The organism is Roseiflexus sp. (assembly GCF_057785375.1).
In genome coordinates this window covers 1-17,730 of the sequence record NZ_JBYNRX010000016.1, presented here as the reverse complement: position 1 = coordinate 17,730, position 17,730 = coordinate 1, and the positions used below count along the sequence as shown (strand labels likewise).

The following is a 17,730-nucleotide window of genomic DNA, read 5'->3' as shown; positions in this document are numbered from 1 at the left end:
TGCGCTCTCTCCTCTCTGTCTAATGATCGTTCGCATAAAAGGCTATTATAACCAACCCATAGCGACCAGCGCCAGTACGATGGAACCAGCGATGATCCGATAGATGCCAAAGGCGACAAAACTGTGGTTGGCGACATAGCGCAGCAACCAGCCAATGCTCAGCCACGCAACGATGAGTGATACCGCTAATCCCAGAAAGAGCCGTCCGATGTCGTCAGGCGCCACCTGGTCGATACTGGTCAGGAGATCGACAATCGTTGCCGCCCCCAGCGTTGGAATCGCCAGGTAGAACGAAAAAGTCGTTGCGGCGCTGCGATTCAACCCGACCAGCATCCCGCCGATGATTGACGCCGCTGAACGCGAAACTCCCGGCGTCAGCGCCAGGGTCTGAGCGATGCCAATACCGAGCGCCTGACGGAGTGAAAGGCGGGTGGCGTCGTGGATGGCAGCACTACGTCGGGGCAGACGCTCAACGAGGATCAGAACCACACCACCGGTAATCAACGCCGCACCGATGACCGTCGGCGAAAAGAGCACCGCCTTAATCCAGTCGTGCAGCGCCAGTCCAATGACTGCCGCAGGAATGAAGGCAACGCCAATCGCCAGCCAGAAGCGCCGCGTCTGCGGATCGCGCGGCGCCTGCCGCGCCTGATGCAGCAGATCGGCGGCATAATATCCCACTACTGCGATGACCGCGCCAAGCTGAATGAAAATCTCGAATGTGCCTCCCAAACTCCCCTCGAAATCGAGCAGCCGGGAAACAATCAGGAGGTGCCCCGTCGATGAAATGGGGAGAAACTCGGTCAGTCCTTCGACGATGCCAAGGACGACGACTTTCCACCAATCGCCGGCAGTGGGAACGGCAATGATCAACGCGATCCCAAGCAGGGCGATAGCGCCAGACGCCAGAAGGCGCATTCTGCGCCCACGCGATTTATTGAGCGTAGCAAGTTCAGAGGACCCCATGGCGATACTTTCTGAATGGCATCAGGCGGACATCTATCGATATTGCGCTGATCGGCGTAACATGATGTACCGCAGCATTATACCAGACACACTTGAACATTCGGAATGGCGATGTCCGCCGGAATTCACGCCTCAGTCGCCAGGCGTCATCGGGAATATCATACGATCAGATCACGCACTGATAGAGGGCAAGTCGTCTAACTCGTAATTGCCCGGAACAAGAGCGACCATGCTATCGAATCTGCCACCTTCAAACCCGAGCAAAATACATCTCGCCACACAGATAAAACCGCTTGCATGAAATAAAAGATTGCTATACAATAAGAAAAAAGAACACAAGAACATTATCTCCGCCCTCAAGTCTTGTCGATAGACCATCGAAAGTATCCTGAAGACCCTGCAGAAAGGAAACTGCAATGCCAAAAGTGCGCAAGCTGACCAAAGAGGAGGCATTCCTCCTCAAAAACAAAGGAAAGGGTGTGCGAACATTGATTGCCGCGGAGTATGATCGGTTTCTGGAAGATTATGAACTAGGCGATTATGGTGAAGTAGAACTCGAGCCGGAAGACAAGCGCACAACAGTGCGCAGTCGACTGCGATCGGCGGCAAAACGACGCGGCTTCGACATCCTCTTCTTCCGTACACGAGGCAGTGTTATTCCATTCAAAATCGTCGAACTTCGACATGAACCCACACCCACGCCTGTATCGTCGAACTCGACAGACGGCGAGCCGCCGCGCCGAAGGCCGGGAAGACCTCGCAAACAACCGGCTTAGCGCCTATCCGAAAAATGACCACGTGACATGCCGCTGAGTCAGGCGAAGGCAATGCTTTCGCCTGATTAGCGAGATTTTCCAGATCGTCGCTCAGGTGCATGGAAGCACGTTATAGAGCGATCAACTAAGACCTGGACAATCTAATACTAATGTGCGGTCATTCGGACAAGTTTTGAGAAAAGAATCCGGCATCGCCCGGTAAAGCCCGCACAGGCGGGCTTTGCAATTCTAGAGCCTGTTATGTACTTTCGAGCATAAAGGTAATGAACCGCTTCAGCCACGCGGACCTTGCCGCCCCCCCTTTCCCCCCCCACCGCATGCGGGGGGGCGGGGGGGCGCGCGCAGATCATGGACGAGCGTCTCAAAGACCCCGGCCTTTAGCCAGCGCTAGGTTTGCTGATAGACGGTGTACCACGGCGGCGGAGCGTTGGGCATCATGCGCCAGGGCGCTCCCGTGCGGACGATCCAGCGCAATCCGTTAAAGACCTCGCGCAGCGAGTGGTCGCGCTGCGGGGCGTCTTCGGTCATGAAGGTCAGGGAGGGAGCGACGAAGGCCCGCTCCTCATCGCTCACATCGCTTGGATAGGGTTTACGTGTCATACTGAAATCATACCACGTTTATCTCTGAAGTGCATAACAGGCTCTAGCTGACCACGAGTTAGTATAAGGACGCAGAGCGGCGAACGTTGGCTTCGACAGGCTCAGCCAACGTCCGCCAAAAGACGGTCAACACAGGCAATGATTGCGCAACATCTGGTTGATTGCTCTATTAGTTGCAGCGTACCGGTTCGATCGCCTGTTGCCGAATGCGCTCATACTCGGACAGAAAGAACCTGGCAATAGTTGCATCCTGGATAATCACCAGGTTTTCGTCGTTTGTGTTCTCTGCGTTATCGGTGAAATTGTATGAGCCGGTGATCACAATTTCATCGTCAATAACCATCACTTTGTGGTGCATATTGTAACAGTTGCCATCTTCCAGAATGTCCACCCCATGTTCGCTCAATTGAGCGAACACCGACCCCGTTCCTCTGGCATTTCGCCGCTCGACGACCCCACTGACAAGAACACGCCGCTCTACTGCATTGATCAGGGCATCGGTAATAGGCGCTGATGTGAGTGAAAACGCCATAAACACAATCGTACTGCGCGCATGTTCGATGTGATCGAGAACAATGGGTAAAGCCTTGTCCTGTGGCGAAAAGTAGATAGAAATGCGATCATCGGCTGTCTGCGTCGCCAGACGCTCGCTATCGCTGTGTTTCGTGCCACCAAAACGCCCCATGTGCATTTGCTCGAATTCATCGTGATAGGAGGCGGCAATCCGGCGACTCTCGATCCGAATCGCATTATTATTATTGCGGAATGTACAGTTCTCGGTCAGATTCCACGAACCGGTCCACACAATTGCACGATCAATAACCACGAACTTGTTGTGCATAAACGGCGCACGACGATCAAAAACAACCGGAATCCGCCGATCCTGCATGCGTCCGGTCAACATTGCAACCGCCGGATCGGTAAGGTTCTCGCTGTCGATGACGACGCGAACCTGCACTCCACGGCGCCTCGCGGCAATCAGTGCATCGACGAGTTGCGGCAGGTCGAGATCAAATGCTGCCACGTCAACCGATGTGCGGGCGCGGGAGACATCGTTGATCAGTTCACGCAGCATCGGCGGTGTTACACGGCGGTTGGGCGCATCCGGGTAGTGTAATGTCGGCGTGGTAAAGAAGACCTGTACCCGCCGGCCGATCACACCGTCGTTCGGCTGCGTCAATTCGGTGGGCGCCAGATGTGACGAGAGATGGATCAGTGCGTAGGTCGCGTACAGACCCAGCAATGCCAGGAGCACCAGCCGGAGCGGCAGGGGGCGACGGCAATATGATGAGGGCACGAGCAACGTCCTGTGCTGTGCAGATCTCACGCGGGCAATGGCGCATGTCTGCCGCTTTTCTTTCTCAACCGCATAAGACGCAGTAACGATACGCCGGTATTGCTGCAGGCTGATGAACATTTACAAAATAATCCGGAATTCGCTCTGCGCTCGGCGGCTGAAGCCACGGGCTAATGAGCCGCCGAACAGCACCTGCTGCTCCGCCCTCCCCCCAGCGGCGGGAGGGAGTGGGAGGGAGGAGGGGCGCGGTGTAACCCCACTCCCCGCGTGGGAGCAGGGGGAATGAGGAGAGCACTGCCTGCTATTTCCCCCACCCCTGCCCTCCCCCCAGCGGCGGGAGGGAGTCGCCAATGAGCCGCCGAACAGCACCTGCTGCTCTGCCCTCCCCCCAGCGGGGGGAGGGAGTGGGAGGGGGGAGGGGCGCGGTGTAACCCCGCTCCCCGCGTGGGAGCAGGAGGGTCGGAGGTGAGGGGACACATCTCGATGTGCGCGGGTGATGCCCAGGGGAATGCCGGTATGGCAACCGCCTTCGCTACCGGTAGGCGGCTTCCAGACAAGGCACGATCACGTTCCAGTCGTACCCTGCGCACGCCAGTTCCCGACCGGCAGTGCCAAGTGCACATCTGGTCGCCGGGTCGTCCAGCAGGCGCAGGATCGCTTCGGTGAACTGTTGCGGCGTATCCGCCAGCAGACAATGCACGCCATCGCGCAACCCGACAATGCCTTCGACACCGAGCGAGGTGCTGACAACCGGCGCTTCCAGGGCGAATGCCTCGAGCACTTTCAGGCGGATCCCCCCACCGATGCGCATAGGGACGACATAGACCGTCGCCCCTGCCAGATAGGGGCGCACATCCGCCACCTCACCGGTAAGCACAAGGCGTCCCTGGTCAGCAAGGCGACGCAGTGCAGGCGCAGGACGTTTCCCGACCGTCAGGAGGCGGACGTCGGGCCGGCGGATGTGGATCTGCGGCAAAACGGCATCAACAAACCAGACGAGCGCATCGACATTGGGACGGAAGTCGAGCGTTCCGCTGAACACGAGGGTCGGAGCGGCAAACGACAGCAGTGTACGACGCTCGTGGGCGAGCGCTGCGCGGCTGAAGAACGCCGTGTCCACTCCATTTGGGACAACCACAAAGCGTGTTCCGCCGATCCGCTCCAGCGCCCTGCGATCCTCGTCGGATACGACAATCGTCACGTCGCACTTCCGCATCACGTCGCGTTCGTAGGATGCCAGTTTCACCCACTGGATCAGAGAATAGACGCCGCCGGCGCCGCGACGCACTGGATCGAAGCAGGTAAGCATGGCGCGCAGATCGGTGAGCGCCGCGCGCTTTTGCAACACATACTCGGCATTGAACTGATCAAGTGCCAGTAAGGGACGCTCAGGTTGCGTCTTCCCGCCGGCAGATGAGAGACTCAGCAGATAGGGCGCCATTTCAATGCTTTCCGCCTGCACGACATCGAACCGTTCATGGGCAATCAGATCATGCAAGGCGGCATGGAAGGCAGGCGACGCATTCCGCAGCGCCATATCGGGCAAAGGCGAGGCAAAGGTCGTCCACACGCGGCGCAGAGCGGAACGCGGCGCAGGTCCACGCACCGACACGACCCGGCACAGATCGCGGAGCGGCGCCAGCGCTGCTTCAGCCGCAGCATCGGGCGCAAAGGTGAGACAGGTGAGAGTATGACGTTGCGCCAGACTGCGAATGATCTGGTAGATGCGCATTGTGCCGCCGCCGTGTGGCGGATAGGGCGGATAGGGCGCGAGCAGCAGGAGATTCATGGGGCGCTTCAGATCACGCCATCGAGCCAGGGCGCGACGAGCGCCCAAAGGCGTGGCAGGAACACAATGAACCCGACAGCGACGGCGCCAATCGCAGTGAGCAGCACTGTTCCGGCAGCCACATCCTTGGCGATCTTGGCAAGCGGATGGAAGCCGGGCGTCACCAGATCGACTACCGCTTCGACAGCGGTATTGATCCCTTCCGCCGCGAGCACCAGCGTGATGGTCAATGCCAGTGCCAGCCACTCGACGCGATCAATGTTGAAGAGAAAGCCCAGCGCAATGGCAACGCCGCCAGCCGCCACGTGGATCTGCGCATTCCCCTGTGTGCGCAACAGATGGCTGATTCCTGCAAATGCGAAAGGAAACGAACGCAGACGCCGCTGTACCCAGCGAATGGACCGGCGGCGCGGCGCCCGCATGGTACGCATACGCGGCATGCTGGCAGTGCGATACTCCGCGACGACCTGACGATCCGTTGCTGGAGACTGATGATTGGTCGCCATGATCACCTCTCACGGCTCAAACCAAGCGCACCGAGGATCGCCTCCTCGCGTGCGCGCATGTCGGCTTCGTCATCCGGACCACGCTCGTGGTCATAGCCCAACAGGTGCAGAACGCCATGAACAACAAGAAATGCAAGTTCACGCTCGCGCGAATGACCGTACTCCGCTGCCTGCGCCACCACCCGATCCCAGGAAATGGCAATATCCCCCAGATAGCGCGGCGCATCGGGAGGACGCACAAAGGCGCTATCGTCATCCATCTCGGCGAAGGAGAGCACATCGGTCGGCGCATCGACGCTGCGGTAGGTCTGATTCAGTTGGTGCAATTCCGCATCGTCGGCGATCAGAATGCTCATCTCCACCGGACCGGCGATCCGTTCTGCGCGCAGCGTTTGCTCAACGGCGCGTTCGATGGTCGTAACATCGACCAACCCGGCATACTGCGGAACAACCTGAACATCGACCAGGATTTCGGCATCATCCATAAGAAAGAGAACACTCGTTGCGGCGATCAAGTTACGGGTTTTCCCGGCGTATAATCAACGCGCGGATGATAGATTCCCTGTAGAGTTGTAATGAATGCCTGACGAATACGCGCCAGGTCTTGCAGGGTCAGCGGGCACTCATCGAGTTGCCCGCTGCGCACCCGTTCATCGATAATGGCAGTGACCAACTCTTCGAGCGTTTTTCCATTTTCGCGCATCCGCGTATCGCCATTGCCCGCCTCACGGCTGGAAATGACGCTCCCCGCCTGAAACTTCGAGCGCACCGTCGCCTCGACCGAATCGGCGAGCATCATGATACCCTGTTCGCGCGTGCGCGGGCGCGGACCGGGGTAGCGATAATCCTCGATGTTAACCGTATCATGCTGCTGAAGGGCGCGTTGATAGAAATATTTGATCACGCTGGTGCCATGGTGGGTCGTAATGAAATCGACGATCTGCGCCGGCAGCCCGGCGGCAAGCGCCATTTTTCGCCCCTCGCGCACATGGTCGGCAATGATCTGCGCGCTGGTCAGCGGGTCGAGATCATCGTGGACATTCTCGCGGTCGCTCTGGTTATCGGTGAAAAAGAAGGGGCGGATTGTCTTGCCAATATCGTGATAGTACGATGCGACGCGCAGCAGGAGGGCATCGGCGCCAATCGCCTCGGCTGCGCTCTCCGCCAGATTGCCGACTGCGACGCTGTGGTAATAGGTGCCGGGCGCTTCCCGGATCAGGCGGCGCAGCAGCGGTTGCGCCGGATGCGCCAGTTCCATCAGCCGCAGCGGTGTGACAATGCCGGCCAGTTGACCGGCAAGATTATACAGGCCAAGCGCCAGAATTGCTGAGAGTGCGCCGTTGACGCCGCTCATCGCCAGGATCGTCAGCGCCTGATTCAGTGTTGGAATCGTACCGTTGAGTAGATGAAAGGTAAACTGCGCAGCGCCTATCGTCAAGAACACCGCCACGCCGCTGATAAAGAACAGGAGTGAGCGTTCACCACGGCCTATCAGGAATGCCCCGGCGATCCCGCCCAGGAAGAGCGTGATCGTCGTCGCCAGTTGATTATCGCTCAAGCTGGCGATGACAACACTGAGCACGCCGACGCTCATCAGCGACAGACCGATGTTAAAGAGGGCAGCCAGCAGTATGGCGATCAACGCCAGCGGGAAGGCTTGCATCCATTCAATGCCAAATGGAACGACCAGCCGGGCTGCGACGACTGTCAACGCCATCAGACTAAAGATGAGCAGAAGCGGTCGAGTTTCTTTCAGTGCATCGCGTTGAGCAACTGCGATATAGGCGCCGAACGCGCCCGCAACCAGCAATGCCAGCAGCGCCCTGCCCCCCAGCGCTGCCCAGTTCATCTTTGTGCGCAGCGCACCCAGCGCTTCGAGTTTTTCCAGCATGTCGGGAGTCACTACGTCCCCCTGACGCACAATGTTTTCACCTTCGAGAATCCGAACCGTCACTGGCTGTACCGCATTGCGGACTTCCTGTTTGCGGCGTTGGGTGGCTTCCTCGTCGATAAACTGGTTCGCCTTCAGAAACGAGCCGCTGAAGAGCGCGATCAACTCCGCCTGTTCCGGCGTTTCCGCCTGAAGAGACGCCCAGTAGGGCAATGAGAACGATCGTAGCTCAGCAATCTTTTGATCATTGAGCATATAGCGGTTCTCACTCAGCGCCCGATCATACAGTTCCAGCGCGAGGTTACTGATTAGCGTCCACGAATCATCCTTCTGACGAGCGATAGCGCCCGCCAGTTCGGGCGAAATGACCAGTGTGCTGTTGGGCAGGCTGGTCAGGCGTTCGCGTTCCTGTGCTTTCGTCAGCGTCGGATCATCCCGGATCTGCGTGATCGTCAGCAACAGATTTCGGAGTTCGGTGCGCTGTTGAATGGGAATGCTCATGTCACGCGAGTAGACCACCGTATCGGCGGCGCTCTCGGCACGGGCGCGTTCCTGTTCGGTGCGCCACTCGCTGACATAGACGATCGTCCGGTCTGCCTGAATATCACGCGGGCTTGGCTGCCCAGGCTGCAAGTCCGGAGCGATAACCGGCTGCCACGCCAGCGCCAGCCAGATGGCCAGGGCAAGCCCCGTGCTCAGACCAACTATCAGGCGTCGCCACATCCGTTCGGGAGACCGATGGGGCGCTTCACTCGTCTGCCGCGAACGAGTACGGCTTAATCGGCGGAACCAGGAAGGTATGTTCATGGCGACATTGCGCCTTCGCATTGCGGCGCCTGGTCACTGCGTCCGACTCAGGAGATCGCGCGCCACCTGACTGATCAGGCGTCCGTCGGCGCGCCCCTTAAGCCGCTGCATCAGCACCGGCATAACCCTGCTCATGTCGGCGGGGCCAACAGCGCCAATCTCTTCGATAATCGCTTTGACCATGGGACGCAGTTCTTCCGCCGAAAGTTGCTGCGGCAGGTACGCCTGCAACATAGCCGCTTCCGCTTCTTCCTTTCCGGCAAGATCGATACGCCCGCCCTTGCGATACAGTTCAGCGGCTTCGCGCCTGCGTTTGACCTCTTTGGCGATGATTTCCTGCTCTATCGCCTCTGTCAGCATCGCCTCACGATCAATCGCAGCCAGCGCCGTCGCATCCGCCGCCTCGCCGCCAGCCGCATCGAAGGCGGCTTTCACCTGCGCCATTTGCGCCTTTTTCAAAGCATCAATCGCCATGCGGATCGTATCTACCCGCAGCCGATCACCGCTCTTCAACGCCGTTTTCAGATCGTTCTGCAATTGTTCCAGTAATGCCATACCTGCTCTCCGCCAGACCGGCGCATCCGCATCCTACAACACGACGCGGCGCGGATGCACGCGCAACTTCTCCGCCGTCACTATCGCCTGGATCTGGGCAACCGCGTCGTCCAGACGATCAGCGCGGTTCAGCACCACATAATCGAACGCTTCAAGTGCATCCATCTCCTGCTGCGCCACGCTCAGGCGACGGTCGATCTCCGCACTGCTCTCCGTGCGGCGCCGCTCGAGACGCACACGCAGTTCGTCGATGCTGCCGGGCGCCACGAAAATGAGCACCGCTTCGGGCGCCAGCTGGCGAACCGTGGCAGCGCCCTGCACATCGATCCGCAGCACAACGTCCCGCCCCGATGCCAGCGCATCACGCACCTCGGACGCCGGAATGCCTTTGTAATGACCGTAGACCCGCGCCCATTCGATTAACTCACCCTGACTGATCATTTCCCGAAAGCGTTCCGTTGTCACAAAATGATAATCGTATCCATCACGCTCACCGGTGCGCATCGGACGGTCAGTCGCCGTGACAACGAAGTGAAACGGCATGTTCAGTTCGCGCATCCGGCTCAGGATGGAGTCCTTTCCAACGCCTGACGGGCCGGAGATAACGATCAACAGCGGATATGCGGGCAGGCCATCGAGTAATGGATTGCGATCAGCGACAGGCATACTTCTCCTTTACCAGCGTGTATAATGCGAAACGCAATGTATTTCGATGCGCTGACTCTTGCCGCCGTGGTTGATGAATTGCGCACCGCCATTGTTGGCGGTCGTGTTCAGCGTGTCCTGCTGCCCGGCGCATTGAGCGTCGCGCTCGAAATCTATGCCGGTCGCCGCTTCTATCTGCTGCTCTCAGCCCATCCGCAGTTCGCGCGGGTCCAGCTCAGTCCGGTACGCATCTCGCGCGGCGCCGATGCAACGCCGCCGCTGTTGCTGTTGTTGCGCAAGTATGTCAATCGCGGCCGGATCACTGCGGTTGAGCAACCTGATCTAGAGCGCGTACTGCTGCTAAGTATAGCCAAACGTCCCCTCCAGCGCAACTCCGAACATGAAACAGATCCCGACGATGATGACGCCCTGCCGGACGCCGCCGCGCCGGAGGAGGAAACGCTGCGTTGCGAGTTGATCGTCGAAATCATGGAACAGCGCAGCAATATCGTGCTGGTCGGCGACAACAACATCATTCTGGCGGCGGCGCGGCACGTGACGCCGCGTATGAGCCGCCGCCCGGTGCTGCCGCAGGCGCCATACGAACTGCCGCCGCCGCAAGCCAAACGTGACCCACGGCAAGCGACGGCTGCCGAACTGCGCACCGCCATCCCGGATGGACAGCCCGATCTGGCGCGCGCGCTGGTAGGCGTCTACCGCGGGTTAGCGCCGCTTGCGGCGCGCGAGGCGGTGTATCGGGCGCTGGGACGCACCCTTGTGCCGACCGGCGCCGATCTGCCGTGGGATGCGCTCGCCGAAGCGCTCCGCCGGTTGTGGCAGACGCCCTGGTCACCGCATATTGTCGTCGATGAGAGCGATCCGATCGCATTTGCGCCATATGAGATCACGCATCTGCCCGAAGCGCGTCCCTGCCCCTCGATGAGCCTCGCGCTCGATGAGTACTACGCAGCGCGCGAGCGCCTGACGGCGCACCAGCAACGCCGCGACGCGTTGCGCGAGCGACTGAACGACGCACGTGAACGCCTGGAGCGGCAGCGCGCCGCACTGCAATCCGAGTTGCAGCGCGCAGCGGATTTCGAGCGATTGCGCTGGGAGGGAGAAATGATCTTCGCCTTTCTCCACGCACTGACGCCAGGGCAGGACCATGTCGAGATCGAAGGGCGCACCATCGCACTCGACCCGCGCAAATCGCCGGTCGAATGCGCTCAGGAGCGATTTCGCGCCTACGACAAAGCCAAAAGCGCGCTTGCCGGCGTCCCCGAACGATTGCGCGCCGTCGAGTTGCGGCTGGCAGGTCTCAACGAAACGCTGGCGCTGCTGGACCTGGCAGAGCGTTTTGAGGAGATCGAAACGATCGCCCGTGAAGCGGAAGCAGAGGGGTACCTGGGACCTGCGCTGGTGGAACGCGCCCGGAAACGAGCAGCGCGACCGGCGTCGCCCCTGCGCATTGAGTCGAGCGATGGATTCACGATCTACGTCGGGCGAACAGCGCAACAGAACGAGCATGTCACCTTCCGTCTCGGCGCACCTGATGATCTCTGGCTGCACGTGCGCGGCGCACCCGGCGCCCACGTCATTATCAAAACCGCAGGGCGTGATGTTCCAGAACGCACCATCGAGGAAGCGGCGGCGCTGGCGGCCTACTACAGCAGTCTACGCTCATCTGCGAGCGTCGACGTCGAGATCGCGCCGCGCCGCCGTGTACGCAAGGTGCGCGGCGGACCGGCGGGCCTGGTGACCTACCAGGCAGAGCGCGCCGTGCGGGTGGCGCCACGACCGCCGTGGTAGCGCGATGCAAAAAAAGCGCCCGCACACCGCGGACGCCGGGGAACAAAAAACAATTGCGCTATTTCGACAAGATTCCAACTACGACGAGGGCCAACGTTCGATAATTCGCTGATACCACAGACCGCTGACCGTGTTGCCCATCACCGAAACAATACCGATAACGACCAGAACAAGGAGCGCCAACAAGAGCGAATACTCCACCAATCCCTGACCTTCGCCGTGCCAGAGCCGCCAGGTTTGCACACGCGCCGCCATCTGACACATCGTGTCGTTGATGGCAGCGTACCACGTCGATAGCCGCCGTTCCATGCCTTCTCACCCCCTTTACACTGATGCGCCGGGTCCGATGTTCGAGGTGTTGACAGCGGGTGGTCGTGAATGAGTCTGCAATGCGCTGCTGCATGAAAACCGCAGACGCCGCCGCCTAAGGTACACCCTGTCGGTTAAAATTATATCAACCCGCGCAATAGCCCGACAGTACCGGTGTCTGAGATGACCGTTACCGCCGGGCGGCTGGCGCCGCGCCCGTGGAAGCGCCCCACACTATCGTCAGCAGCGCTCGCGCGATCCGGTGCGCATAGGCGACGGTCATCATGGGCGATGTAACCATCGCTTCTATAATGAAAGCATTCACATTCCAGCGGATTATCGCCCACGTATTGTAGTGAAACGTGCAAAGAACGCCATGAATCTTTATCATCCTGCCAGCCCAATCCGCATCGACGACGACCTTATTGCTGCCGCACTTGCGGCAATCCATCTCTATCTGGAAGCCGAACAGACGGATGCCATCGAAGTGGCGCCGTCACGCAGCGTCTGGCAGGCAGCGGCGCTGGTCGCAGCGCAGGGTGGCGTGCCGGCGCGCGGAGATCGCGCCGGCACCTGGAGCACGGTTGACCGTGCCGGTCGCGCCGCGCGCTGGAGCGCCGGCATTCTGGGAACATTCGATTGATTGTGTGCAGTGAGGGGCATATGTTCGACACGGTTCTGGTCGCCAATCGCGGTGAGATTGCCTTGCGCGTCATGCGCGCCTGCAAAGAATTGGGGCTGCGGACGGTTGCGATCTACAGCGAAGCCGACCGTCACGCGCCACACGTGGCGTATGCCGACGCCGCCTATCTGGTGGGACCGGCTTCAGCCGCGCAGAGTTATCTGAACATCGAGCGGATCATCGAAGTCGCGCGCGAGTCAGGGGCTGGCGCCGTGCATCCGGGGTATGGCTTCCTGGCGGAAAACCCTTCTTTTGCACGCGCCGTCACGCTTGCCGGCCTGGTCTTCATCGGTCCTCCGGCTGAGGTGATGGATCGGATGGGAGGAAAGGTTGCCGCGCGCCGCGAAGCGAAAGCCGCAGGGGTGCCGGTTGTGCCCGGGACGCTCCATCCTATCGGTACGCTCGAGGAATTGCGCGCATGCGCTCATGAGTACGGCTACCCCATCGCCATCAAAGCCGTTGCTGGCGGCGGCGGGCGCGGATTCCGCGTCGTGTTCGAGGAGAGCGAATTGCGGCAGGCGTTCGAGAGCGCGCGCCGCGAAGCGGAACTTGGTTTCGGCAACGCGGATGTGTATGTCGAGAAATATCTGACCGATCCGCGCCATATCGAGATTCAGGTGCTGGCTGATGCCCACGGAAACGTGCTCTACCTTGGCGAGCGTGAGTGTTCGGTGCAGCGCCGTCATCAGAAGTTGATCGAGGAAAGCCCATCGCCGGTGATGACGCCTGAGATGCGCAAACGCATGGGAGAAGCGGCCGTGCGCCTGTCGAAGCAGGTCGGGTATGTCAGCGCCGGTACGCTGGAGTTTATCTACCAGGATGGCGAGTTCTACTTCCTCGAAATGAATACCCGCATTCAGGTCGAGCATACCGTCACCGAGATGGTGACTGGCATCGACCTGGTGAAGGCGCAGTTGCGAATTGCGCGTGGTGAACGGCTCTGGCTGACCCAGAACGACGTTGCGATCCGTGGGCATGCGATTGAATGCCGGATCAATGCGGAAGACCCTGCCAACAACTTCCGCCCGTCGCTGGGAACGCTCGTCGAGTACAGCGAACCGTATGGCTTTGGCGTGCGTGTCGACAGCGGCGTGCACAAGGGGTATACTATTCCGCAACATTACGACTCGCTGATTGCCAAGTTGATCTGCTGGGGCGACGATCGCGCTGAGGCGATTGCGCGTATGCGTCGTGCCTTGATGGATTATCGGATCGTCGGTGTGGCGCATACCATTCCATTCCATATCCTGACCATGTCTCACCCGGTGTTTCAAGAAGGCCAGGCGACGATCAACTTTATTCCACAGCACCTCGCGGATCAGTTGGGGACACTGGTTCAGGGGCCTTTGAGCCCGGTGTCAGCCAGCGCAGTATCCGGCGGACCGGCGCGCATCTTCGAGGTCGAGGTCAACGGACGGCTCTTTGCTGTGCGGGTAGCGGAAGCCGAGACACGCGCAGAGCGGACGGAACGGCGCGCCCGGCAGGCAAGCGACCGCGCCGCACATCGCGCACTCCATCCCATTGCCGACGGGGTTGCCAGTGCGCTGCAGGGAACCATCTCGGCGGTGCTGGCAACGCCTGGTCAGGAGGTGGAAGCGGGCCAGGTGGTGTTCGTGATCGAAGCCATGAAGATGGAGAACGAAATCGCCGCGCCGCGCAAGGGGGTTATCGGCGAGGTGCGCGTGCAGGTCGGGCAGACCGTCGAGCCTGGCACGGTGCTGGCAACCTATCGCGCCGCTGGAGAAGCAGCGGCTTAACAGTGTGAGAGGTCTATGGCTGCACCAGAACTCTTCGTCGCCAGCGTGACGCCATTTGCGTCGCCGTCGGGCGCTGTCGATCATGCATTCATCATCAGGCATTTGCGCTGGCTCGAAGCGCAGGGGGTCGATGGCGTCGTGCCCTGCGGCACAACCGGCGAAGGGCAGTCGTTGAGCGTTGCCGAGCGCATGGCAATCTTCGATACGGTGTTGCAACACCGTGGACGATTGCGGGTATTCGCGGGAACCGGCTGCGCGGCGCTGAGCGATACGATTGCACTGACGCGCTACGCCATCGAGCGCGGCGCCGAGGCGGCGCTGGTGTTGCCGCCGTTCTATTTCAAGAACCTGAGCGACGCCGGTTTACTTGGATACTACCGCGCGCTGTGCGATGCACTGCCGTCCGGCGCGCGCCTGATCCTGTACCATATCCCGCCGATGAGCCAGATCCCCATTTCTCCCGCCGTCATCGAAGGTCTCTACCAGAGCCACCCGCATATGGTGTACGGCTTGAAAGACAGCGGCGGCGATCCTGCCTATCTGGTCATGCTGACGCAGCAGTTTCCCGCATTACGGGTCTATGTCGGCAGTGCAGCGCTGTTTGCGCAAGCGCTCCGCGATGGCGCAGCAGGCGGCATCTTTGCGCTGAGCAATGTCTTCCCACGTGACATGCGCGCTGTCATAACCGCCCATCTGAACGGCGTCGATGTGGCGCCTGTTCAGCAGCGGGTGACGGCGCGCAGCCAGGCGCTGAAGCCGTATGGCAATCCACCGGCGATTAAGGCGCTACTGGCGCGCCTTGCGCATCTGCCGCACACCTCATCGCGCTTCCCGCTCATCGATCTGACCCCCGACGAAGCGGAGGCGCTCTGGGCGGCGGTGCAGCAGGTCGAAGCGACGCAGGTGCGGTCATGAACGGACAAGCTTTTGGAGGGTGAAGAAATATTCTTCCGCCTTGTAGCCCGGCGGCTGAAGCTGCGGGCTCCTGCTGCCAAGCCCGCCTGCGCGGGCTGAACCGGGCGATGCCGGATTGATTCCTCAACGGAGATTGATTCAACGGAGCCGCCAGGCTCTCAGAGGACGATCATCCTGCCGTTGACCAATCTTGCGCGCGTTGACCGCCTTGTGATTGGCGGGGGCTTCGACAGGCTCAGCCCCCGACAGCTCCACAGGCGCCGGCTTCCACCCTCACGGTTTCGCCCCTGGCGCGCCGACGACCGTGTGGTAAATCTCCTCGATCTGGCGCGCTGCGCGCTCCCATGAGAGATCGCGCACGGCGCGCTCGCGCACGCGCCGGCCCACCTCCTGCGCCCATTCCGGTTGATCGAGCGCCAGTTCGATCTTCGCTGCCAGGTCTTCGACGCTGCCGTAGGCGGCGTAGATGCCGCAGTCCCCAAGAAACTCGCGCGCGACCGGCGTATCGAATGCGACGACCGGCAACCCCATCGCCATGTAGTTGCCGATCTTGCCGTTTCCCTCCGTCCGGCTCATCTTTGGCGCGACCGCCACCTCGCCAAGCGCCAGGTAGGCATGCAGGTCGCGGTAGAAAATGCGCCCTGGCAGTGTGACATAGCTTCCCACATCGAGCGACTCAGCATAGGCGCGATAACTGGCCGGGTCGGGGTGCCCCATGATGAGGAAATGCACATCTGGCCGATGTGCAGTGACGATCTGCGCCGCCTGGATCAGGTGATGCGTTCCCTGGTAGGGCGCCAGCAACCCGATGTACACCACAATCCGCCGATCTTGGGGAATGCCGAGCTGGCGGCGCAATTCACAGCGCTGCGCCTCCCATTCCGGCGATCCGTCGAAGGGGCGGAACCGCTGCGTGTTGACGCTGTCAACCACCGTGTAGAGCCGGTCGGGATGCACCGAACCATCGCGGCGCAGCAGATTCGCAGCATTGACCGTCGATGTGATAACCGCATCGGCATTGCGGTTAATCATGCGTTCCAGGCGCGTCAATAATGGAAAGATCGGATTGGTGCGTTTGATGAAGCCATGATCGAGCATTTCGCTGGTCATACTCCCCTGATAATCCAGGATAAGCGGAATGCCCAGCAGACGCTTCAGCGCCAGCCCGATGAAGGCCGCCTCGTGGGTGTGGGCATGAAGAATGGTTGGGCGGATCTCCAGCGCAACACGCAGGCTGCGCCACGCAAGCCCGACATCCAGGTACAATTTGTGGCGCGATGAACCGACGACAGCGCGCCGGATCCAGGGCACGTCCCACGAGCGGCGAATGTCGAGCCCGGGCATATCGTCGCCGTTGTGGTAGGTCGCCAGCACCAGCCGATGCCCGAGTTGCTGAACGGCTTTGGCCTCCTCCCAGATGCGCACGTGGTTGCCGTAATCCGAAAAAAAACTGGTCGACGCCAGCATTAGAATCGTGTAAGGCACAGGTTATCCCGATAGTATCAGACGGCAGGCAGTTGTGCCAGCCAGGTCGGCAGTTCACCGATGTGCGATAACGTCACATATCTGCCAGCGATTGCTCCTTCGCCGGTCACACGTTCGTGATCCCAGGTCAGGTGGTACGGAATATAGACCGCGTTCCCACCGACTTCGACCACCGGCAGGATATCAGATCTCAGCGAATTGCCAACCATTAAGAAGCGGCGTGGTTCGATGCCATGCCGCTTCATCACGGCGGCATAGGCGGCAGGCGTCTTTTCGCTGACAATTTCGATGTGCTGGAAATAATCGGCGATGCCGGATCGCGCAATCTTGCTTTCCTGATCGAACAGATCGCCTTTGGTGACAATCATCAGCCGGTAGGAGTCGCTGAGCAATGCGATCGTTTCGCGCACTCCCGGCAGCAACTCGACCGGCGCACGCAGCATATCGCGGGCATAGTCAATAATCTGGCGAATCTCATACGCCCCGATGCGCCCGTCGCTTATCTCAATCGCGGTTTCGATCATCGATAGCGTAAACCCTTTGATCCCGTACCCGAAGAACGCCAGGTTGCGCATTTCGGTCGTATACAACCGTTGATCGATCGTTGCGACATCCTGAAAGGGTGCAAGCAGGCGTTTGAACCGCTCCTGCGTGAGAGAATAGAGGTTCTCGTTGTGCCAGAGCGTATCGTCGGCGTCAAATGCGATGGCGGTAATCATAGGGATCAGGAGTTAGGGATGAGGGGTTAGGAATGCCTTCCTGCCCTCGCACCTGCAACTTCCCTTTAGTGAATGCTTCTGTTCTATGAGGATAGGTATCAAAAGTCAGGAATGCCTTCCTGCCCTCGCACCTGCAACCTCCCTTTAGTGAATGCTTCTGTTCTATGAGGATAGGTATCAAAAGTCAGGAATGCCTTCCTGCCCTCGCACCTGCAACCTCCC

17 protein-coding genes and 1 pseudogene are annotated in these 17,730 nt (G+C 60.1%); 5 read left to right on the top strand and 13 right to left on the bottom strand.

What is annotated here, in order from left to right:
* Positions 1-45: 45 nt before the first annotated feature.
* Entirely contained in the window at positions 46-966 is a 921-nt protein-coding gene (locus tag AC3EA7_RS02835; RefSeq protein ID WP_488612511.1) for an undecaprenyl-diphosphate phosphatase, read from the bottom strand.
* Between the two features lie 416 nt (positions 967-1,382).
* On the opposite strand from AC3EA7_RS02835, the gene AC3EA7_RS02830 reads away from it, so the two are divergent.
* A complete protein-coding gene (locus AC3EA7_RS02830; RefSeq protein ID WP_488612510.1) occupies positions 1,383-1,742 on the top strand; it encodes a hypothetical protein in 360 nt (119 codons plus the stop codon).
* Between the two features lie 318 nt (positions 1,743-2,060).
* Here AC3EA7_RS02830 and AC3EA7_RS02825 read toward each other — a convergent pair.
* The 8 genes and pseudogenes from AC3EA7_RS02825 to AC3EA7_RS02790 form a co-directional block, all read right to left on the bottom strand.
* Positions 2,061-2,342 (bottom strand): annotated as a pseudogene (locus AC3EA7_RS02825) (transposase); the annotation flags it as partial.
* A 169-nt stretch (positions 2,343-2,511) separates the two neighbouring features.
* Positions 2,512-3,639, bottom strand: coding sequence for a phospholipase D-like domain-containing protein (locus tag AC3EA7_RS02820; protein WP_488612509.1), 1,128 nt, complete (start codon positions 3,637-3,639; stop codon positions 2,512-2,514).
* A 532-nt stretch (positions 3,640-4,171) separates the two neighbouring features.
* Positions 4,172-5,428: a glycosyltransferase family 4 protein gene (locus tag AC3EA7_RS02815; protein WP_488612508.1), complete on the bottom strand. Its 1,257-nt coding sequence runs from the start codon at positions 5,426-5,428 to the stop codon at positions 4,172-4,174.
* A gap of 8 nt (positions 5,429-5,436) precedes the next feature.
* A complete protein-coding gene (locus tag AC3EA7_RS02810; RefSeq protein ID WP_488612507.1) occupies positions 5,437-5,934 on the bottom strand; it encodes a diacylglycerol kinase family protein in 498 nt (165 codons plus the stop codon).
* 2 nt (positions 5,935-5,936) lie between these two features.
* Positions 5,937-6,404 carry an rRNA maturation RNase YbeY gene (ybeY, locus tag AC3EA7_RS02805; protein WP_488612562.1) on the bottom strand — a complete coding sequence of 156 codons (468 nt, stop codon included), beginning with the start codon at positions 6,402-6,404 and terminating at the stop codon, positions 5,937-5,939.
* 41 nt (positions 6,405-6,445) lie between these two features.
* A complete protein-coding gene (locus tag AC3EA7_RS02800; protein WP_488612506.1) occupies positions 6,446-8,632 on the bottom strand; it encodes an HD family phosphohydrolase in 2,187 nt (728 codons plus the stop codon).
* 33 nt (positions 8,633-8,665) lie between these two features.
* Entirely contained in the window at positions 8,666-9,187 is a 522-nt protein-coding gene (locus tag AC3EA7_RS02795) for a GatB/YqeY domain-containing protein (protein WP_488612505.1), read from the bottom strand.
* 33 nt (positions 9,188-9,220) lie between these two features.
* Complete coding sequence (locus AC3EA7_RS02790) at positions 9,221-9,853, bottom strand: guanylate kinase (RefSeq protein WP_488612504.1); 633 nt, start codon at positions 9,851-9,853, stop codon at positions 9,221-9,223.
* 36 nt (positions 9,854-9,889) lie between these two features.
* Here AC3EA7_RS02790 and AC3EA7_RS02785 point away from each other — a divergent pair, with 36 nt between their 5' ends.
* Positions 9,890-11,641 (top strand): Rqc2 family fibronectin-binding protein, encoded by a 1,752-nt coding sequence (locus tag AC3EA7_RS02785; RefSeq protein WP_488612503.1) that lies wholly within the window; start codon positions 9,890-9,892, stop codon positions 11,639-11,641.
* A 78-nt stretch (positions 11,642-11,719) separates the two neighbouring features.
* Here the strand turns inward: AC3EA7_RS02785 and AC3EA7_RS02780 are convergent, their stop codons facing one another.
* Positions 11,720-11,950 carry a hypothetical protein gene (locus tag AC3EA7_RS02780; RefSeq protein ID WP_488612502.1) on the bottom strand — a complete coding sequence of 77 codons (231 nt, stop codon included), beginning with the start codon at positions 11,948-11,950 and terminating at the stop codon, positions 11,720-11,722.
* A gap of 190 nt (positions 11,951-12,140) precedes the next feature.
* Positions 12,141-12,275, bottom strand: coding sequence for a hypothetical protein (locus AC3EA7_RS02775; RefSeq protein WP_488612501.1), 135 nt, complete (start codon positions 12,273-12,275; stop codon positions 12,141-12,143).
* A 51-nt stretch (positions 12,276-12,326) separates the two neighbouring features.
* On the opposite strand from AC3EA7_RS02775, the gene AC3EA7_RS02770 reads away from it, so the two are divergent.
* The 3 genes from AC3EA7_RS02770 to AC3EA7_RS02760 are packed head-to-tail and all read left to right on the top strand — an operon-like array spanning position 12,327 to position 15,304.
* A complete protein-coding gene (locus tag AC3EA7_RS02770) occupies positions 12,327-12,593 on the top strand; it encodes a hypothetical protein (protein ID WP_488612500.1) in 267 nt (88 codons plus the stop codon).
* A gap of 20 nt (positions 12,594-12,613) precedes the next feature.
* A complete protein-coding gene (gene accC, locus AC3EA7_RS02765; protein WP_488612499.1) occupies positions 12,614-14,389 on the top strand; it encodes an acetyl-CoA carboxylase biotin carboxylase subunit in 1,776 nt (591 codons plus the stop codon).
* 15 nt (positions 14,390-14,404) lie between these two features.
* Positions 14,405-15,304 (top strand): dihydrodipicolinate synthase family protein, encoded by a 900-nt coding sequence (locus tag AC3EA7_RS02760; protein ID WP_488612498.1) that lies wholly within the window; start codon positions 14,405-14,407, stop codon positions 15,302-15,304.
* A 273-nt stretch (positions 15,305-15,577) separates the two neighbouring features.
* Here the strand turns inward: AC3EA7_RS02760 and AC3EA7_RS02755 are convergent, their stop codons facing one another.
* Together AC3EA7_RS02755 and AC3EA7_RS02750 are read right to left on the bottom strand one after the other, a co-directional pair.
* Complete coding sequence (locus AC3EA7_RS02755; RefSeq protein WP_488612497.1) at positions 15,578-16,789, bottom strand: glycosyltransferase family 4 protein; 1,212 nt, start codon at positions 16,787-16,789, stop codon at positions 15,578-15,580.
* A 17-nt stretch (positions 16,790-16,806) separates the two neighbouring features.
* Entirely contained in the window at positions 16,807-17,508 is a 702-nt protein-coding gene (locus AC3EA7_RS02750; protein ID WP_488612496.1) for an HAD family hydrolase, read from the bottom strand.
* Positions 17,509-17,730: the final 222 nt, after the last annotated feature.